Below are 15,716 nucleotides of genomic sequence, written 5' to 3'. Positions count from 1 at the left end.
CACACATTGTCGGAATGGGGGCCGAGTAACGGTTGCTTATTTGTTCAACAGGCCTTCCACGTTCGAAAACTCGTCAGTTCTTGACTCGATGGCGCGACGAGCCTCTCTGACGAAATAGTCTTCCGAGGTTTGATTATCGATATCTTCGAGCACCTTTTGTTTGAACTCGTCGAAAGATTCACAGGTCCTCAGGGCGATTGATATGGCAACAAGTTGTGTCTGCAGATAGTGAAGATGACCGGTCAAGCGATTTTCAAGCTCGAATAATTTGTCTGGAATTTCTCCATAGGGCAAGTTTCTCCACGAGTCTCGCTTATGCTGATCAGCTTCGATCTGATTGGTCGCCATATCTACTGCGTATTTGTCGTAGACGTCGAGCGACGTACGCTTAATGGCGAGTGGTTGACCTGCTTTGTACTCGCGTCGTGCGCGAAGGCGTTGCTCATTCTCAGGTCGGCAAGTGTAGTCGTGAAGTGCTTTCAATGCCCACTCCGGACATTGCCGGCTACTAGGTTTTCCCGGTTCGATTAACCATGCTTGAATGCTTCGGACAGACACGTTCTTGGCCGTCAATTCCGAAATAATTGTAGCTACCTGTTGTCTGTCACCGGAGAAGTCGTTTTCGACGAGGCAACGCATCTCGTTTCTGCGGCGCTCACCGAGGTGATTCTCCCAAAGCTCATCCCTGAGAATTTTCAGTTCCGCTGTGCTGAATTTTTTCTTCGAACCAGCCAGTGGGCGGATCGTGAGGTCGGCCGAGGATTGAATATTTCGCGCAAATTCGATCTCGAAAACTGTTTGAGATTCGATGTGAGTAGCGCGGCTCGATAAATAGACATATGACCAGGTCATTACACCACCGGTAATCGAAATTGACTTGCGCACATTGTGCGCGCACAATGTGCGCAAGTCAATCGTGAAGCGTGTGTTTTGAGTCTCCGGCGAGGACGCGGCCAGCGCTCCCGCCCGCTCAATTTTCTTTATCTGATCTCCATTCGGGCTTCTCGCGCTTGATCCAGCACACGACGATCGGTAGTGCGGACAACGTCGCAGTGCACATGCCGTACGTGAGAGGGTGACTTGTGGAGCGGCAGTAGCGACACGCTCGCAATGACTCCGATCGCGAACCGGGGCGGCACGACCCAGCCCAGCCAAGCCACAGGCAACCCCCATTCTCAGCGATAGCGTTTCGCCGGAAACCAGATCTTCCTGCAGCTCGAGGTCATGTGTCCTTCATCGATCACCGAATGCAGCGTAGCGCCAACCGGATTCGAAGTCATGCAGGGCATGCGGCACGGCCACGATCCCCCGCCAATGCTATCCTCTCGTCCGCCAAAACCAGCTTCACCCAGCGAGATTCACACATGACCCGACTGATCAAGCGCGCGTCCGCCGAGGCGCGCGCGTTCAAGCAACGCAAGCCGGCCGCCTACAACGGCTCCGAAAAGCTCCAGCCGCCGCGCGTGAAGCGCCGTCCGGAGATCGACGAACACGACGACGTGCCCGTCTTCGAGGCGCCGCGCAAGCCGCGCTTCGCACCCGTCACGTTCTCCGAAGAGCGCGGCGTGCGCTTCCTGCACTTCGGTACCGAATGGGTGCAAGGTGCGATGCGGATCTCGAAGCCGCTGCACATCGAGCTCGAATACGCGCAGCAGATGATGGCGTGGCTGCTGTTCCTCGAAACGCCCGAGCGGATCGTCCAGCTCGGGCTCGGCACCGGCGCGCTCACCAAGTTCTCGCACCGCTTCCTGCCGCACGCGAAGGTCGAGGCCGTCGAACTGAACCCGGCCGTGATCGTCGCGGCGCGCACGATGTTCGCGCTGCCGCCCGATGACGCACGCCTCGTCGTGCATGAAGCCGATGCATGGGATTTCGTCAACGATCCGGCCAACCGCGGCACGACGGGCGCATTGCAGATCGACCTGTACGACGCGACCGCCCGCGGCCCGGTGCTCGACAGCGTCGCGTTCTACCGCGCGGTGCGCGGCTGCCTCGCCGACGCGGGCGTCGCGACGATCAACCTGTTCGGCGACCATCCGAGCTTCGTGCGCAACATGAAGCACCTGAACGCGGCGTTCGACCATCGCGTGATCGCGCTGCCGGAAGTGCACGACGGCAACCGGATCGCGATCGCGTTCTCGGGCCCCGCGCTCGACGTGTCGTTCGCGCAGCTGGAAGCCCGCGCGAAGCTGATCGAGGACACGCTGAAGCTCCCCGCGCGCAAGTGGGTGAAAGCTTTGAAAGAAACGACCGGCGCGCGCGAATCCTCGTTCGCGATCTGACGCTCATGCACCGGTCGCATGCCGGTGCAACCGCTTGACTGGGGGGGCGGATCACCTCGGGTTCGCCCCTGCTTGACCGCTCGCTCGCGGCTCCTATACTGGCGCGAAGCCAGGGGAGCCGCAGCTTACCCGTTTTGCCCCTCCTCTCGCCGCCGTACCCGCTTGACAAGATCGATAACCGGGAAAGATGAGGAGACGTCATGGCTCACGATGCCGACGCCAATCGGGCCGCCAAGCGCTGGCTCTGGCTGCTGGTGCTGCCGCTGATCGCGATGGTCTGGGTGCCTTCGTACAGCAAGATCGAACCGCAATGGTTGGGTTTTCCGTTTTTCTACTGGTACCAGTTGCTGTGGGTGTTCATTAGCGCGGTGATCACCGCGTTCGTGTATTTCAAGACCAAGCACGCATGGAAGGCAGGCGGCACGCAGGGAGGTGCGCGATGAATCTCGGCGCGACCTTCGTCTTCGTACTCCTGTTCATCGGTGTCACCATACTCGGTTTTCTCGCCGCGAACTGGCGGCGCGGCGATCTCGCCCACCTCGACGAATGGGGACTCGGCGGCCGCCGCTTCGGTACGATCGTCACGTGGTTCCTGCTCGGCGGCGACCTCTACACGGCCTACACGTTCGTCGCGGTGCCCGCGCTCGTGTTCGGCGCCGGCGCGATGGGCTTCTTCGCGTTGCCGTACACGATCCTGATCTACCCGTTCGCGTTCGTCGTGTTTCCGAAGCTGTGGAGCATCGCGAAGCGGCACGGCTACGTGACGGCCGCCGACTTCGTCAACGCGCGTTACGGCAGCCGGATGCTCGCGCTCGCGATCGCGGTGACGGGCATCCTCGCGACGATGCCGTACATCGCGCTGCAGCTCGTCGGCATCGAAGTCGTGATCGGCGCGCTGGGTTTCGACACGACCGGCTTCGTCGGCGACCTGCCGCTCATCATCGCGTTCGCGATTCTCGCCGCATACACCTACACGTCGGGGCTGCGCGCGCCCGCGATGATCGCGATCGTGAAGGACATCCTGATCTACATCACGATCGCGGCGGCGGTCATCGTGATCCCCGCGAAGCTCGGCGGCTTCAGCCACATCTTCGCGTCGGTGCCGCCGGCGAAGCTGCTGCTGAAAGCGCCCGATGCGACGAGCCTGAACGGCTACAGCGCGTATGCGACGCTCGCGATCGGCTCCGCGCTCGCGCTGTTTCTGTATCCGCACTCGGTCACGGCGATCCTGTCGTCGGCGTCGGGCAACTCGATCCGCCGCAACATGGCGATGCTGCCCGCGTATTCGTTCGTGCTCGGCCTGCTCGCGCTGCTCGGCTACATGGCGCTCGCGGCGGGCGTGAAGGACATGCCGCAGTACGCGCCGTACTTCAAGGCGTTCGGCCCGAACTTCGCGGTGCCCGCGCTGTTCCTCGAGTATTTCCCGTCGTGGTTCGTCGGCGTCGCGTTCGCGGCGATCGGCATCGGCGCGCTGGTGCCGGCGGCGATCATGTCGATCGCGGCCGCGAACCTGTACACGCGCAACATCCACCGCGAGTTCGTGAACCGCAACATGACGCACGACCAGGAGACGCACGTCGCGAAACTCGTGTCGCTGATCGTGAAGGTCGGCGCGGTCGCGTTCATCCTCGGGCTGCCGTTGACGTACGCGATCCAGTTGCAGCTGCTCGGTGGGATCTGGATCATCCAGACGCTGCCGGCGATCGTGCTCGGCCTGTACACGCGCGTGCTCGACCATCGCGGCCTGCTGGCCGGCTGGGCGGCAGGCATCGTGTGCGGCACGTGGATGGCGATTTCGCTGAAGCTGGCCAGCTCGATCTTCACGATCCACCTGTTCGGTCTCGCGATTCCCGGCTATGCGGCCGTGTGGTCGCTGGTCGTGAACCTGGTGGTGTCGGTGGCGGTGAGCGTGCTGGTGCGCATGATGGGCATGGCGCACGCGGAGGACCGCACGCGGCCGGAGGATTACCTCGACGTCGCCGAGGGCTGAACGCCTCCCGGCTGTTGCAATTTCGACACGGCGCCCGCGACGCAAATCGCGGGCGTTTTGCATGGTCCGCCGTGAACGCCCCGTGCGGCCGTGCTTCCGTTTCCGTTGATCTCCAAGCGATTCTAGGATAGTCGCGCCGCGGCGAAAATCGGTGGAAGACCGATTGGAAGCTGCGCTTCCTGTTTGCCAGTATTGCGTCCCGCCCGGCCACGCCGGGTGATTCGATCTCGACACGATTCGACTACATGAGGGATGCAATGATGAAGATTGGGATGCTGGTGCTTGGCCTGTGGTGCGCCGCGCTTGCCGGTTGCGTGAACGCGTACTACCGGTGAGGCGAACGATGAGAGTCCTGTTGATGTGGGTGCTCGTCGCCCCGATCCTGCTCGCCGGCTGCGCGAACATGTATTACCGGTGATGGTGGGCCCGATGAAAACGATCTTGCCGGCCGCGCTGCTGTGCGCGATGCTCGCCGGCTGCATTTCAGTCTACGGTCCAGGACAGCGGTACGCGGCGCGCGATGCGCCGCCGCAGCGGCAGGATACGTCCGACGGCGCGCACGGCGCCGACGATGCGTCGGGCATCGTAATCGGCAATCGCAAGTATGACGAAGTATGGACGGCCGTCGCGCAGTTCTACGCGGACCACAAGCTCGCCGTGCGCGTCAGCGATCGCGATGCGGGGCTCCTGGCCGCCGCCTATGCCGATTATCCGAACGCAGGGAATTTCCTGGATTGCTCCGAGCTGAAGCAGACGTCCAACGTGACACACACGCTGAAGGTGGTGACGCGCATCGACGACGCCACGCAAGGCGTGACCGTGTCGATCGACGTCGCGGGCACGGCCAGCGTGGTCGCGGCCGGCAAGCAGAAGAGCGCGCGCGTCGCGTGCCGCTCGAACGGCACGCTGGAGCGGGCGCTGGCGGAGGCGCTGCGCAAGTAGCGAGGCCGCCCGGATCACGGCGCTTGCGCGGCGGTCCGGGCGGCGCGCGTGCGTTACTGCCCCGCGCGTTTCGCGAGATCCTCGCGTTGCGAGAGATCTTCGACGTTGACCATCCAGTGCACGCCGAAACGATCCTTCGCCATGCCGAAGCCGAGCGCCCAGAACGTCTTGCCGAACGGCATCGTCACTTCGCCACCGTCGGCGAGCGCATTGAACAGCTTCTGGCCTTCTTCGACCGTCGCCGGGTTCAGCGACAGCGAATAACCCGAATGCGTGCCGCCCGGCTGGCTGCAGTCGCCGTCCGAGCACATGATCATCGAGTCGCCGATCGTGAAGCTCGCATGCATCACCTTGTCGCTCATTTCCGGCGACATCGGATAGTCGGGATTCGGCGGCGCGTCCTTGAAGTGCATCTTGAACATCGTCTTCGCGCCGAGCGCCTTTTCGTAGAACTGAAGGGCCTCTTCCGCGCGGCCGTAGAACGTCAGATACGGTTGGACCTGCATCGTTGTCTCCTGTTGGCCGGGCCGGCGTGTCGGTGCCGGCCCGGGTACTTCCAAGATTGACCGGGAAGAGCACGCCGGGATGCGGCCGGCGCACTCGTGACGTGGATTGTAGTGCGCGCGCTTGACGATGGAATGAAAAATAAAAACGGCCGCGAACACGGAGTTCGCGGCCGTTCGTCACGCTTGCTGACGGCTGTTGTCAGGCTTGCTGACAGTTCAACTGACAACCGTCACGTGCAGCACGGTTCAGCGCAGTGCATCGATCAGCTTCTCGAGCTTCACCGCGTCGGCGGCGAACACGCGGATGCCCTCGGCCAGTTTTTCCGTTGCCATCGCTTCGTCGTTCAACTGGAAGCGGAACGATGCCTCGTCGATGGCGACGCGCTCGGTCGGCTTGTCCTGCAGCGCGTCCGGCGACAGCTTGCGTGCCACCGTATCGTTGCTTTCCTGCAGCTTCTGCAGCAAATCGGGGCTGATCGTCAGCAGGTCGCAGCCCGCGAGCTCGGTGATCTGGCTCGTCGTGCGGAAGCTCGCGCCCATCACTTCGGTGTTGTAGCCGAACGTCTTGTAGTACGTGTAGATGCCTCGCACCGACTGCACGCCCGGATCGTTCGCACCACCGTTCTTCGCTTCATCCCAGTCGGCCCCCGCCTGCTTCTTGTACCAGTCGTAGATGCGGCCGACGAACGGCGAGATCAGTTGCGCGCCGGCTTCCGCGCATGCGGCGGCCTGGACGAGCGAGAAAAGCAGGGTCATGTTGCACTTGATCCCTTCTTTCTGCAGCACCTCGGCCGCGCGAATGCCTTCCCACGTCGACGCGAGCTTGATCAGGATGCGCTCGCGGCCGATGCCGGCGGCTTCGTAAAGCTTGATGAGCTCGCGACCCTTGTCGATCGAGCGCTGCGTGTCGAACGACAGGCGCGCATCGACCTCGGTCGACACGCGGCCCGGGATCAGCTTCAGGATCTCGGTGCCGAATGCGATCAGCAGGCGGTCGATGATGAAATCGGTGCTTTCGTTGCGATGATCGCGGACGGTTTTCTCGAGGATCGGCTTGTACGCGTCCTTCTGGACGGCCTTCAGGATCAGCGACGGGTTCGTGGTCGCGTCCTGCGGCTTGTATTGCGCAAGCTGCTGGAAATCGCCCGTGTCGGCGACGACGGTCGTATATTGCTTCAGCTGGTCGAGTGCGGTAGTCATGGCGATTCGGGAGGAGGGCGCAAGGCGCCGGGGTTCTCACGGGCCGCGCGAGCGCGGCAGCGAAGCGAGGCGGCGCCCGGGCGCCACCTCCGATCCGCTATTCTAGGCCCGAATCGCGTCGTGCACGTTTCGGCGTGCCGTTTGCGGTGCGGGGCCGCGCCATGCGGCGCTACGCGGGGCGCCGCGCGTTCAGGATCACCTGCGTGACGATCCCCGCGACGAGCCCCCAGAACGCCGAGCCGATCGACAGCAGCGTGAGGCCCGACGCGGTGACCATGAACGTGACGAGCGCGGCTTCGCGCTGCTTCACGTCCTGCATCGCATTTGCGAGCCCGCTCATGATCGAGCCGAACAGCGCGAGCGCGGCGACCGACACGACGAGCGCCTTCGGCAGCGCCGCGAACAGCGCCGCGATCGTCGCACCGAAGATCCCGGCGACCAGGTAGAACGTGCCGCACCACACGGCGGCCGTGTAGCGCTTCGCGTGATCCTCGTGCGCTTCGGGGCCGGTGCAGATCGCGGCGGTGATCGCCGCGAGGTTCACGCCGTGCGAGCCGAACGGCGCGAGCAGCAGCGATGCGAGACCCGTGGTCGCGATGAGCGGCGACGACGGCGTCGAATAACCGTCCGCGCGCAGCACGGCGATGCCGGGCACGTTCTGCGATGCCATCGCGACGACGAACAGCGGAATGCCGATGCTGACGATCGATGCGATCGAGAACGCGGGCATCGTGAACACGGGCTGCGCGAGCGCGATGTGGAAGCGGCTGAAGTCGAGCAGGCCGAGACCGCCGGCCACCGCAGTGCCGACGATCAGCGTCGTGACGATCGCGTAACGCGGCGCGAGTCGCTTGACGATCAGGTAGGTGAAGAACATCGCGAGCACGAGCGCGGTCTGGAACTGCGCGGCGCGGAAGATCTCGATGCCGATCTCGAACAGGATGCCCGCGAGCAAGGCGGCCGCGATGCCGGCCGGAATGCGCCGCATCAGCGTGTCGAACAGCCCGCTCACGCCGACCGCGGTCAGCAGCAGCGCGCACACGACGAACGCGCCGATGGCCTCGGGGTACGGCACGCCGGGCAGCGACGCGATCAGCAGCGCGGCGCCGGGCGTCGACCATGCGACCACGACAGGCGCGCGAAAGCGCAGCGACAGGCCGATCGTCGTCAGCGCCATGCCGATCGACAGCGCCCAGATCCACGACGAGATTTGCGCGTCGGTCAGGTGCGCGGCGCGGCCGGCCTGAAACATCAGCACGAGCGAGCTCGTGTAGCCCGTCATCATCGCGACGAAGCCGGCGACGAGCGCGGAAACGGACGTGTCGGTGAAAAAGCGGCGGCCGCCGGCGCGGCCAGCGCTCGCGGTGGGCGAAGGGTTCATGCTATCTCCGGGGGGAGGCCGCTCTGACGCGGCCTTCGTGTCTGCAGGGCGGGTTCGTTATTTGCTGAGTGCGCGCATCGCGGTTTCGAGGCCCGCGAGCGTGAGCGGATACATGCGCTGGCCGAGCAGGTCGCGGATCACCGCGACCGATTGCCGGTACTCCCATAGCCGCTCGGGCTCGGGGTTCAGCCAGGCATGGTGGGGGAACTGGTCCGCGAGGCGGCGCAGCCAGACGGCGCCGGCTTCCGGGTTGTTGTATTCGACCGAGCCGCCGGGCTGCAGCACCTCGTACGGGCTCATCGTCGCGTCGCCGACGAAGATCAGCTTGTAGTCGGGCGTGAACTTGTGCAGCACGTCCCACGTCGCGGTGCGCTCCGAGTGACGACGGCGGTTGTTCTTCCACAGGTGGTCGTACACGCAGTTGTGGAAGTAGTAGAACTCCAGGTGCTTGAATTCGGCCTTCGCGGCCGAGAACAGCTCTTCGGTGCGCTTGATATGGTCGTCCATCGAGCCGCCGACGTCGAGCAGCATCAGCACCTTCACGTTGTTGTGACGCTCGGGCACCATCCGCAAGTCGAGCCAGCCGGCGTTCGCGGCCGTGCTGCGGATCGTGCCGGGCAGGTCGAGCTCCTCGGCCGCGCCTTCGCGCGCGAAGCGGCGCAGGCGCCGCAACGCGACCTTGATGTTGCGCGTGCCGATTTCGACCGAATCGTCGTAGTCACGGTACGCGCGCGCCTCCCACACCTTGACGGCGGTACGGTTGCCGTTCGACGGGCCGCCGATGCGCACGCCTTCCGGGTTGTAGCCGCCGTGCCCGAACGGCGACGTGCCGCCGGTGCCGATCCACTTGTTGCCGCCTTCGTGGCGTTCCTTCTGCTCGTCGAGCAGTTCCTTCAGGCGCTCCATCAGCTTGTCGAGCCCGCCCATCGCTTCGATCTGCGCCTTTTCCTCCGGCGACAGCTCGCGCTCGAGGCGCTTCTCGAGCCAGTCGAGCGGGATGTCGAACGCTTCGGACGGCAGCACGGACACGCCGTGGAAATACGCGCCGAACGCCTGGTCGAACTTGTCGAAGTACTGCTCGTCCTTGACGAGCGTCATCCGTGCGAGGAAGTAGAACGCGTCGATCGACGGCGAGATCAGGCCAGCCTTCAGCGATTCGAGCAGCGTCAGGTATTCCTTCACCGAGACGGGCAGCTTGGCTGCGCGCAGCGCGTAGAAGAAATTGAGCAGCATGGCCGGGCCTTCGCGGGTGGGTTACCGGTTGTGCCGGTTCATGTAGACGAGCCGCTCGAGCAGGCTCAGATCCTGCTCGTTCTTCAGCAGCGCGCCCGCGAGCGGCGGCACGATCTGCTTCGCGTCGGCGCCGCGCAGCGCGTCGGCCGGGATGTTCTCGGCGAGCAGCAGCTTGAGCCAGTCGAGGAGTTCGGACGTCGACGGCTTCTTCTTCAGCCCCGACACGCCGCGCAATTCGAAGAAACTTTGCAGCGCCGCCTGCAGCAATTCTTCGCGGATGTTCGGAAAGTGGACCGCGACGATCTTCTGCATCGTCGACGGATCGGGAAACTGGATGTAGTGGAAGAAGCAGCGGCGCAGGAACGCGTCGGGCAGTTCCTTCTCGTTGTTCGACGTGATGATCACGAGCGGGCGGTGCTTCGCGCGTACCGTCTCGCGCGTCTCGTACACGTGGAATTCCATCCGGTCGAGCTCGCGCAGCAGGTCGTTCGGGAATTCGATGTCGGCCTTGTCGATCTCGTCGATCAGCAGCACGCTCGGGTGCTCGGCGTCGAACGCCTGCCACAGCACGCCCTTGACGATGTAGTTCGAGATGTCCTTCACGCGTTCGTCGCCGAGCTGCGAGTCGCGCAGCCGCGATACCGCGTCGTATTCGTACAGGCCCTGCTGCGCCTTCGTCGTCGACTTGATGTGCCACTGCAACAGCGGCATGTCGAGCGCGGCCGCCACTTCCTCGGCGAGCATGGTCTTGCCGGTGCCGGGCTCGCCCTTGATCAGCAGCGGGCGTTGCAGCGTCAGCGCGGCGTTGACCGCGAGCTTCAGGTCGTCGGTGGCGACGTAGTGCGAGGATCCTTCGAAACGCATGGCGGCGCTCTTTCCTGGTCGCAAAAAAACCCAGTATAAGTCAGAAGGGCTGTCCGGTTGGCCCGGGGCCGCGTATCGTTGCGGGGTTGCGGCGGGGCCGGACTGGGGCGCCATATGGACGCGTTCCCCGCCGACGCGGTACAATCTGGCCGTTTTTTTTGGCCTGCGTGGCGATCCGATAAGCAAAACGGCGCGGGCCGTTGCCGCTTCGGCGCCAGTTTCCCCTCAAGCTAGGTTACAAGAGCTATGAACAAATTCGTCGGCAAACACGTCGTTGTCGCAGCGCTCGTGGCGCTCGCGGGCAGCGCGCAGGCGGCCGGTGTGGTCGGCAACCCGAAGGACGGGGCGAGCAAGGCCGCCATGTGCATCGGTTGCCACGGCATCCAGGATTACCGCGCGGCGTACCCGGAGGTCTACCGGGTGCCGGTCCTCGGCGGCCAGAACCAGCAATACCTCGAGAACGCGCTGAAGGCCTACCGCAAGAAGGATCGCCACTTCCCGTCGATGAATGCGATCGCCGGTTCGCTGACGGACCAGGACATCGCGGATCTGGCGGCTTACTACGCCGCCCAGAAGGCCGACACGAAGGACAATCCCTACAAGTAAAGCGCGCGCCGCCGATCTGACCGGCGGGACAGGAGCATTCATGAATAACGCATTCAAGACGGCGGCGGTTGCACTGGCGGCCGGCCTCGCGATCGGTACCGCGCATGCGGCGGACACCACGAAGGGCAAGGAGCTGGTCGAGTCGCACAATTGCGCGGCCTGCCACGGCGCGCAGCTGAACAAGCCGATCAACGCAGAGTATCCGCGCCTCGCCGGCCAGCACGCCGACTACCTCGTGTGGGCGATGCGCCAGTACCAGATGGGGCTGACGAACCCGCTGCTCGGTCGCAATAACGCGATCATGCAGGCGCAGGTGCAGAACCTGTCGGTCAACGACATGAAGGACATCGCGGCCTACATCGAGTCGCTGAAAGAGACCGATCTCGTCTTCAAGAAGTAAGCGCATCGGACCTTCCTGGTCCGTGCAGCCAGAGTACCCCGCCGCGGCGGGGTATTTTTTTGTCCGCGGCGCTCAGTCGCGCGACGCGCGGCGCAGGATGCGCTGCAGGTACGCGTCCGTATCGGGCGGCGTGCCGGTGCGCTGCGCTTCCCAGATCGTCTCGCCGAGGCATTCCATGATCATGTGCTGCGCCTCGTGGGTCGAATCGAGCTTCGCGGCCAGCTTGTCGTGCGCGGCGCGGATGCCGGGCGGCTGGTCGATCGACAACTGCTCGCTGATCGCGAGGTGCATCGACAGGTGCAGGAACGGGTTCGTGCGGCCTTCCTCGGGCGTGTAGTTGCGCGCGGCGGCGCCGTCGGCGTCCGCGAGGTCGTCGTGGTATTCGGGATGCTCGACGATCCAGTCGGCTGCCATCGCTTCCAGCGGCGTCAGGATCTCGCCTGCGCGTTGCTTGCGCCAGGTCTCGGTGAAAAAGCGACGGACTTCGTCGCGACTCGGATTGAACATGGTGGGGATGCGTCGTGATTCGGGCGGCGTCATGCCGCGTCGCGCATTGTACGCCGGGTCGGCGCACGGCGCTGGCGGCGGGCGGCGCGCGGGCGGGGTGCGCACCGTGGCATAGCGCGGGCGACGTCAACTGGAGTCGGCCGGCGCGGGCCGCGGCGCGGCGCAACGGGTAAGCGCGGGCTAGGCTGCCGGCCACCGGGCCGTTAAACTCCGACGATTCCCGTCGTCGCGCTCACACCGTTCCGTCATGTCCGCCACCGTCCGCTCATCGTCCGCCGCGCTGCAGGGCGCGCTCTATGTCGCGCTGTCCGCCGCCGCATTCGGCGCGATGGCGATCTTCGGTCGTTATGCGTATGCGGCCGGCGTCGACGTGCTCGGGCTGCTCATCGTGCGCTTCGCGATCGGCGGCGCGGTCCTTGCCGCGATCGCCCGGCACCGCCGCGTCGCATGGCCGCGCGGCCGCGCGCTCACGCCGCTCGTGGCGATGGGCGCGCTCGGCTACGTCGGGCAGTCGTTTTGCTATTTCAGCGCGCTCCAGCATGCGCAGGCGAGCCTCGTCGCGCTGCTGCTGTACCTGTATCCGGCCTTCGTCACGCTGTTGGCCGCGTGGTGGCTCGGCGAGCGCCTCACGCGCGCGAAGGCGGTCGCGCTCGTGCTCTGTGTCGCGGGCTCCGCGCTGATGGTCGGCGGCGGCCACGGCGAGCCGCTCGGCATCGCGCTCGCACTGGCCGCCGCGGTGATCTATTCGCTGTACATCGTCGGCGGCACGAAGGCGACGCGCGGCGTCGATCCGCTCGCGACCACCGCGATCATCTGCCTGTCGGCGACCGCGACGCTCGTCGCGATCGCGATCGTGCGGACCACGGCGTTCGGCGCGCCGCCGCGCTGGCCGGAGACGGGCGCCGGCTGGGCGTCGATGCTCGCGATCGCGCTGGTGTCGACGGTCGCAGCGATGCTCGCGTTCTTCGCCGGGCTCGAGCGGCTGGGGGCCGCGCGCACGTCGATGCTGTCGACGCTCGAACCGGTCGTGACGGTCGCGCTCGCGGCGCTGCTGTTCGGCGAGGCGCTGTCGCCGTTGCAGTGGGTCGGCGGCGTCGCGATCCTCGCGGCCGTGCTGGCGCTCGTGCGTGCGGGCGGCGCGGCGGCCGACGACGCGACGGCGACGTCCAACGCATAAGCAGGGAAACGGGGAAAGTCGTGGGGGCCGCAACGGCGCTCCCGGGTCGTGCCCGCGCGCCGCGCACGGCTCGGGCGGCCGCTTGCGGCGCGTCAGCCGCGGCCGGCGGTCACTCGTTCGGCGGTGGTGTCTTCGGCCGGAATTCGCACAGCGGCTCGATCGCGCAGTGCCAGCATTCGGGCTTGCGGGCCTTGCACACGTAGCGACCGTGCAGAATCAGCCAGTGATGTGCGTCCTGCAGGAATTCCTTCGGCGTGAACTTCTCGAGCGCGGCCTCGACGGCTCGCACGTCCTTGCCCGGCGCGAGCCCCGTGCGGTTCGCGACGCGGAAGATATGCGTGTCGACCGCGATCGTCGGCTGGCCGAACGCGGTGTTCAGCACGACGTTCGCGGTCTTGCGGCCGACGCCCGGCAGGCTCTCGAGCGCGTCGCGATCGGCCGGCACTTCGCCGTCGTAGCGCTCGAGCAGGATGTTGCACGCCGCGATCACGTTCTTCGCCTTGGTGCGGTAGAGGCCGATCGTCTTGATGTAGTCGGCGACGCCTTCTTCACCGAGCGCGACGATTTGTCGCGGGGTGTTCGCGACCGGGAACATCTTGCGCATCGCCTTGTTGACCGACACGTCGGTTGCCTGCGCGGACAACATCACCGCGATCAGCAACTCGAACGGCGTCGTGTATTCGAGCTCGGTCGTCGGATGCGGATTGAGGCTCTGCAGCGTTTCGTAGATCGCGCGTCGTTTGGAGGCGTTCATGGACGGTTCTTGTCGGGCGGCGCGGTCGGGCCGTTCCGGTCGTCGTTGTTCGGATCGTCGTGGTCGTCGTGGTCGTCACGGGTGTCCGCAGCCTCGGTGTCGCGCTGCGCCTGCTGTTCGGCGAGCCGCTTGCGGCGGGCTTCGGCCGCGTCGATCTGCGCCTGCACGGCCGCGCTCACGCCTTCGGTGTTCTTCGGTCCGGCACCTCGTTCGGACAGTTCTTCCTTCTTCTTGCGTGCGCGTTCGAGCGCGGCGGCGATGATCGCGCGTTTCCTGGCGTCGGCATCGTCGGCCGGGGCGGCGCCCGGTGCGCCAGGCTGTGCCGCGGCCGGCGCAGCCTTGGCCGCACCGGCACTGGCCGCGCGGCGGGCGGCGGCACGCGCTTCGGCGGCCTCCCGTTCGCGACGCTGGCGGGCGAGCCGGCGGTCGTGGCGTTCGCGCGCGGCGTCCGCCTGTTCCTGCGACCACGCGTCCCAGCCGGTGCGCTCGTCGGTCACGGGGACCATCGCGATGCAGTCGACCGGGCAGGGCGGCACGCACAGGTCGCAGCCGGTGCACAGCGATTCGACGATCGTGTGCATCTGTTTCGGTGCGCCGACGATCGCGTCGACCGGGCATGCCTGCATGCACAGCGTGCAGCCGATGCACAGGCTTTCGTCGATGAACGCGACGGCGCGCGGATGCTCGGTGCCGTTGACGGGGTTCAGCGGGATCACGGGCTTGCCGAGCAGGTTCGCGAGGCGTGCGATGCCTTCGGCGCCGCCGGGCGGGCACTGGTTGTAGTTCGCGTTGCCGGCGGCGATCGCGTCCGCGTACGGACGGCAGCCGTCATAGCCGCACTTCGTGCATTGCGTCTGGGGAAGCAGATCTTCGATGCGATCTGCGAGGGTCTTGGAATCGGTCACGGTGACAACGGGCGCAGCAGCGCCGAATGGCTCTCGGCCGCGTCTGGCGCGGCCGGAAAGGTTTGCCAAACCTCGATTATCGCCGATTTCCCGCATTGCGCTGGACGCTGTCTGTGCGCATAATCGAACCGCTTTTTTGCAGGGGCTCAGCAGGAGGGCGGCCGCACGCGGTGCGCTCGTTCCAGGGCAGCCGGCGCCGAGGCGGTGGGGGTGCCGGTCCGGATCACGCGGCTCACATAGCAAAACGCCACCATGAATCAGCCAAAAATCAAAAGAGATCCTGAAGGTACCCGCCGCCGCATCCTGATGGCGGCAGCCGAAGAGTTCGCGAGTGGAGGGCTGTTCGGCGCGCGCGTCGACCAGATCGCGCGCCGGGCCGAAACCAACGAGCGCATGCTCTATTACTATTTCGGCAGCAAGGAGCAGTTGTTTACGGCCGTGCTCGAACACGCGTTCTCCGCGCTGACCGAGGCCGAGCGCGTGCTCGATCTCGACGGCGTCGCGCCCGTCGAGGCCGTGACAAGGCTCGCGCATTTCGTGTGGGATTACTACCGCGATCATCCGGAGCTGCTGCGGCTCATCAACAATGAGAACCTGCACGAAGCGCGCTACCTGCACAAGTCGACGCGAATCCGCGAGATGATGTCGCCGATCGTCGCGAAGCTCGGCAACGTGCTGATGCGCGGCCAGAAGGCTGGGCTGTTCCGCAGCGACGTCGATCCGCTGCGCTTCTACGTGACGCTGTCGGGGCTCGGCTACTACATCGTGTCGAACCGTTTCACGCTGGCCGCGACACTCGGCCGCGACTTCAGCGAAGCCGACGAGCGCGCGGAGATGGTCAGGATGAACACCGAGGTGCTGCTCGCGTACCTGTTGCGACGCTGAGCCCGCGCGCCGATGAGCGGCTCACCGTTGGCCGCCGGATAAAAAAACGCCGCCGTGCGCAAGCAACGGCGGCGTTTTTGCGTC

General features: G+C 65.4%; 17 protein-coding genes and 1 pseudogene. 8 read left to right on the top strand and 10 right to left on the bottom strand.

Features of this window, described 5'->3' with window-relative positions:
• Positions 1 to 36: 36 nt before the first annotated feature.
• Both BTE28158_RS18005 and BTE28158_RS33095 read right to left on the bottom strand, forming a co-directional pair.
• Positions 37 to 852, bottom strand: a complete 816-nt coding sequence (locus BTE28158_RS18005; protein WP_151049684.1) for a hypothetical protein — start codon at positions 850 to 852, stop codon at positions 37 to 39.
• A gap of 118 nt (positions 853 to 970) precedes the next feature.
• Positions 971 to 1,166: pseudogene (locus BTE28158_RS33095) on the bottom strand (hypothetical protein).
• A gap of 198 nt (positions 1,167 to 1,364) precedes the next feature.
• Here BTE28158_RS33095 and BTE28158_RS18000 point away from each other — a divergent pair.
• From BTE28158_RS18000 to BTE28158_RS17985, 4 genes are all read left to right on the top strand, one after another.
• Positions 1,365 to 2,282, top strand: coding sequence for a class I SAM-dependent methyltransferase (locus tag BTE28158_RS18000; protein ID WP_151049682.1), 918 nt, complete (start codon positions 1,365 to 1,367; stop codon positions 2,280 to 2,282).
• A 200-nt stretch (positions 2,283 to 2,482) separates the two neighbouring features.
• Positions 2,483 to 2,725, top strand: a complete 243-nt coding sequence (locus BTE28158_RS17995) for a DUF3311 domain-containing protein (protein ID WP_059600360.1) — start codon at positions 2,483 to 2,485, stop codon at positions 2,723 to 2,725.
• On the top strand, positions 2,722 to 4,272 hold the full coding sequence (gene mctP / locus BTE28158_RS17990; protein ID WP_059600361.1) for a monocarboxylate uptake permease MctP: 1,551 nt from the start codon (positions 2,722 to 2,724) through the stop codon (positions 4,270 to 4,272). The genes BTE28158_RS17995 and mctP overlap by 4 nt, the downstream gene beginning before the upstream one ends.
• 429 nt (positions 4,273 to 4,701) lie before the next feature.
• The gene (locus tag BTE28158_RS17985) at positions 4,702 to 5,214 is read left to right on the top strand and encodes a hypothetical protein (RefSeq protein WP_151049680.1); all 513 of its coding nucleotides are present in this window, start codon (positions 4,702 to 4,704) and stop codon (positions 5,212 to 5,214) included.
• A 53-nt stretch (positions 5,215 to 5,267) separates the two neighbouring features.
• Here the strand turns inward: BTE28158_RS17985 and BTE28158_RS17980 are convergent, their stop codons facing one another.
• From BTE28158_RS17980 to BTE28158_RS17960, 5 genes are all read right to left on the bottom strand, one after another.
• On the bottom strand, positions 5,268 to 5,720 hold the full coding sequence (locus BTE28158_RS17980) for a VOC family protein (protein ID WP_059527353.1): 453 nt from the start codon (positions 5,718 to 5,720) through the stop codon (positions 5,268 to 5,270).
• 246 nt (positions 5,721 to 5,966) lie between these two features.
• A complete protein-coding gene (tal, locus tag BTE28158_RS17975; protein WP_124903321.1) occupies positions 5,967 to 6,920 on the bottom strand; it encodes a transaldolase in 954 nt (317 codons plus the stop codon).
• Between the two features lie 169 nt (positions 6,921 to 7,089).
• Positions 7,090 to 8,301 (bottom strand): benzoate/H(+) symporter BenE family transporter, encoded by a 1,212-nt coding sequence (locus tag BTE28158_RS17970; RefSeq protein WP_059600364.1) that lies wholly within the window; start codon positions 8,299 to 8,301, stop codon positions 7,090 to 7,092.
• A gap of 57 nt (positions 8,302 to 8,358) precedes the next feature.
• Entirely contained in the window at positions 8,359 to 9,534 is a 1,176-nt protein-coding gene (locus tag BTE28158_RS17965) for a vWA domain-containing protein (protein ID WP_124626783.1), read from the bottom strand.
• A gap of 21 nt (positions 9,535 to 9,555) precedes the next feature.
• Complete coding sequence (locus BTE28158_RS17960) at positions 9,556 to 10,398, bottom strand: AAA family ATPase (protein WP_151049678.1); 843 nt, start codon at positions 10,396 to 10,398, stop codon at positions 9,556 to 9,558.
• Between the two features lie 246 nt (positions 10,399 to 10,644).
• Here BTE28158_RS17960 and BTE28158_RS17955 point away from each other — a divergent pair, with 246 nt between their 5' ends.
• Together BTE28158_RS17955 and BTE28158_RS17950 are read left to right on the top strand one after the other, a co-directional pair.
• Positions 10,645 to 11,004, top strand: a complete 360-nt coding sequence (locus BTE28158_RS17955) for a c-type cytochrome (RefSeq protein WP_011885616.1) — start codon at positions 10,645 to 10,647, stop codon at positions 11,002 to 11,004.
• Positions 11,005 to 11,044: 40 nt separating this feature from the next.
• Positions 11,045 to 11,404: a c-type cytochrome gene (locus tag BTE28158_RS17950; RefSeq protein WP_124612467.1), complete on the top strand. Its 360-nt coding sequence runs from the start codon at positions 11,045 to 11,047 to the stop codon at positions 11,402 to 11,404.
• 72 nt (positions 11,405 to 11,476) lie between these two features.
• Here the strand turns inward: BTE28158_RS17950 and BTE28158_RS17945 are convergent, their stop codons facing one another.
• Positions 11,477 to 11,944 carry a DUF1841 family protein gene (locus BTE28158_RS17945; RefSeq protein ID WP_409360402.1) on the bottom strand — a complete coding sequence of 156 codons (468 nt, stop codon included), beginning with the start codon at positions 11,942 to 11,944 and terminating at the stop codon, positions 11,477 to 11,479.
• 214 nt (positions 11,945 to 12,158) lie between these two features.
• On the opposite strand from BTE28158_RS17945, the gene BTE28158_RS17940 reads away from it, so the two are divergent.
• Positions 12,159 to 13,088: a DMT family transporter gene (locus tag BTE28158_RS17940; RefSeq protein WP_151052646.1), complete on the top strand. Its 930-nt coding sequence runs from the start codon at positions 12,159 to 12,161 to the stop codon at positions 13,086 to 13,088.
• Positions 13,089 to 13,197: 109 nt separating this feature from the next.
• On the opposite strand, the gene nth is transcribed toward BTE28158_RS17940, so the two are convergent.
• Together nth and rsxB are read right to left on the bottom strand one after the other, a co-directional pair.
• On the bottom strand, positions 13,198 to 13,842 hold the full coding sequence (gene nth / locus BTE28158_RS17935) for an endonuclease III (protein ID WP_151052648.1): 645 nt from the start codon (positions 13,840 to 13,842) through the stop codon (positions 13,198 to 13,200).
• A complete protein-coding gene (rsxB, locus tag BTE28158_RS17930; protein WP_174919988.1) occupies positions 13,839 to 14,843 on the bottom strand; it encodes an electron transport complex subunit RsxB in 1,005 nt (334 codons plus the stop codon). Before rsxB ends, nth begins: the two co-directional genes overlap by 4 nt.
• Before the next feature lie 156 nt (positions 14,844 to 14,999).
• Here rsxB and BTE28158_RS17925 point away from each other — a divergent pair, with 156 nt between their 5' ends.
• Positions 15,000 to 15,632 carry a TetR/AcrR family transcriptional regulator gene (locus BTE28158_RS17925; protein ID WP_041490613.1) on the top strand — a complete coding sequence of 211 codons (633 nt, stop codon included), beginning with the start codon at positions 15,000 to 15,002 and terminating at the stop codon, positions 15,630 to 15,632.
• The last annotated feature ends 84 nt before the right edge of the window (positions 15,633 to 15,716 follow it).

Source organism: Burkholderia diffusa (assembly GCF_902499115.1).
GTDB lineage: Bacteria > Pseudomonadota > Gammaproteobacteria > Burkholderiales > Burkholderiaceae > Burkholderia > Burkholderia diffusa.
The sequence above is the reverse complement of the archived record's forward strand: the minus strand, read 5'-3'. Positions and strand labels throughout refer to the sequence as shown.

Excerpts from the sequence above, each read along its gene's own strand:
- BTE28158_RS18005 (WP_151049684.1), bottom strand. The coding sequence starts at position 852 with ATGACCTGGTCATATGTCTATTTATCGAGCCGCGCTACTCACATCGAA.
- BTE28158_RS18000 (WP_151049682.1), top strand. The coding sequence starts at position 1,365 with ATGACCCGACTGATCAAGCGCGCGTCCGCCGAGGCGCGCGCGTTCAAG.
- BTE28158_RS17995 (WP_059600360.1), top strand. The coding sequence starts at position 2,483 with ATGGCTCACGATGCCGACGCCAATCGGGCCGCCAAGCGCTGGCTCTGG.
- mctP (WP_059600361.1), top strand. The coding sequence starts at position 2,722 with ATGAATCTCGGCGCGACCTTCGTCTTCGTACTCCTGTTCATCGGTGTC.
- BTE28158_RS17985 (WP_151049680.1), top strand. The coding sequence starts at position 4,702 with ATGAAAACGATCTTGCCGGCCGCGCTGCTGTGCGCGATGCTCGCCGGC.
- BTE28158_RS17980 (WP_059527353.1), bottom strand. The coding sequence starts at position 5,720 with ATGCAGGTCCAACCGTATCTGACGTTCTACGGCCGCGCGGAAGAGGCC.
- tal (WP_124903321.1), bottom strand. The coding sequence starts at position 6,920 with ATGACTACCGCACTCGACCAGCTGAAGCAATATACGACCGTCGTCGCC.
- BTE28158_RS17970 (WP_059600364.1), bottom strand. The coding sequence starts at position 8,301 with ATGAACCCTTCGCCCACCGCGAGCGCTGGCCGCGCCGGCGGCCGCCGC.
- BTE28158_RS17965 (WP_124626783.1), bottom strand. The coding sequence starts at position 9,534 with ATGCTGCTCAATTTCTTCTACGCGCTGCGCGCAGCCAAGCTGCCCGTC.
- BTE28158_RS17960 (WP_151049678.1), bottom strand. The coding sequence starts at position 10,398 with ATGCGTTTCGAAGGATCCTCGCACTACGTCGCCACCGACGACCTGAAG.
- BTE28158_RS17955 (WP_011885616.1), top strand. The coding sequence starts at position 10,645 with ATGAACAAATTCGTCGGCAAACACGTCGTTGTCGCAGCGCTCGTGGCG.
- BTE28158_RS17950 (WP_124612467.1), top strand. The coding sequence starts at position 11,045 with ATGAATAACGCATTCAAGACGGCGGCGGTTGCACTGGCGGCCGGCCTC.
- BTE28158_RS17945 (WP_409360402.1), bottom strand. The coding sequence starts at position 11,944 with ATGACGCCGCCCGAATCACGACGCATCCCCACCATGTTCAATCCGAGT.
- BTE28158_RS17940 (WP_151052646.1), top strand. The coding sequence starts at position 12,159 with ATGTCCGCCACCGTCCGCTCATCGTCCGCCGCGCTGCAGGGCGCGCTC.
- nth (WP_151052648.1), bottom strand. The coding sequence starts at position 13,842 with ATGAACGCCTCCAAACGACGCGCGATCTACGAAACGCTGCAGAGCCTC.
- rsxB (WP_174919988.1), bottom strand. The coding sequence starts at position 14,843 with ATGCGGGAAATCGGCGATAATCGAGGTTTGGCAAACCTTTCCGGCCGC.
- BTE28158_RS17925 (WP_041490613.1), top strand. The coding sequence starts at position 15,000 with ATGAATCAGCCAAAAATCAAAAGAGATCCTGAAGGTACCCGCCGCCGC.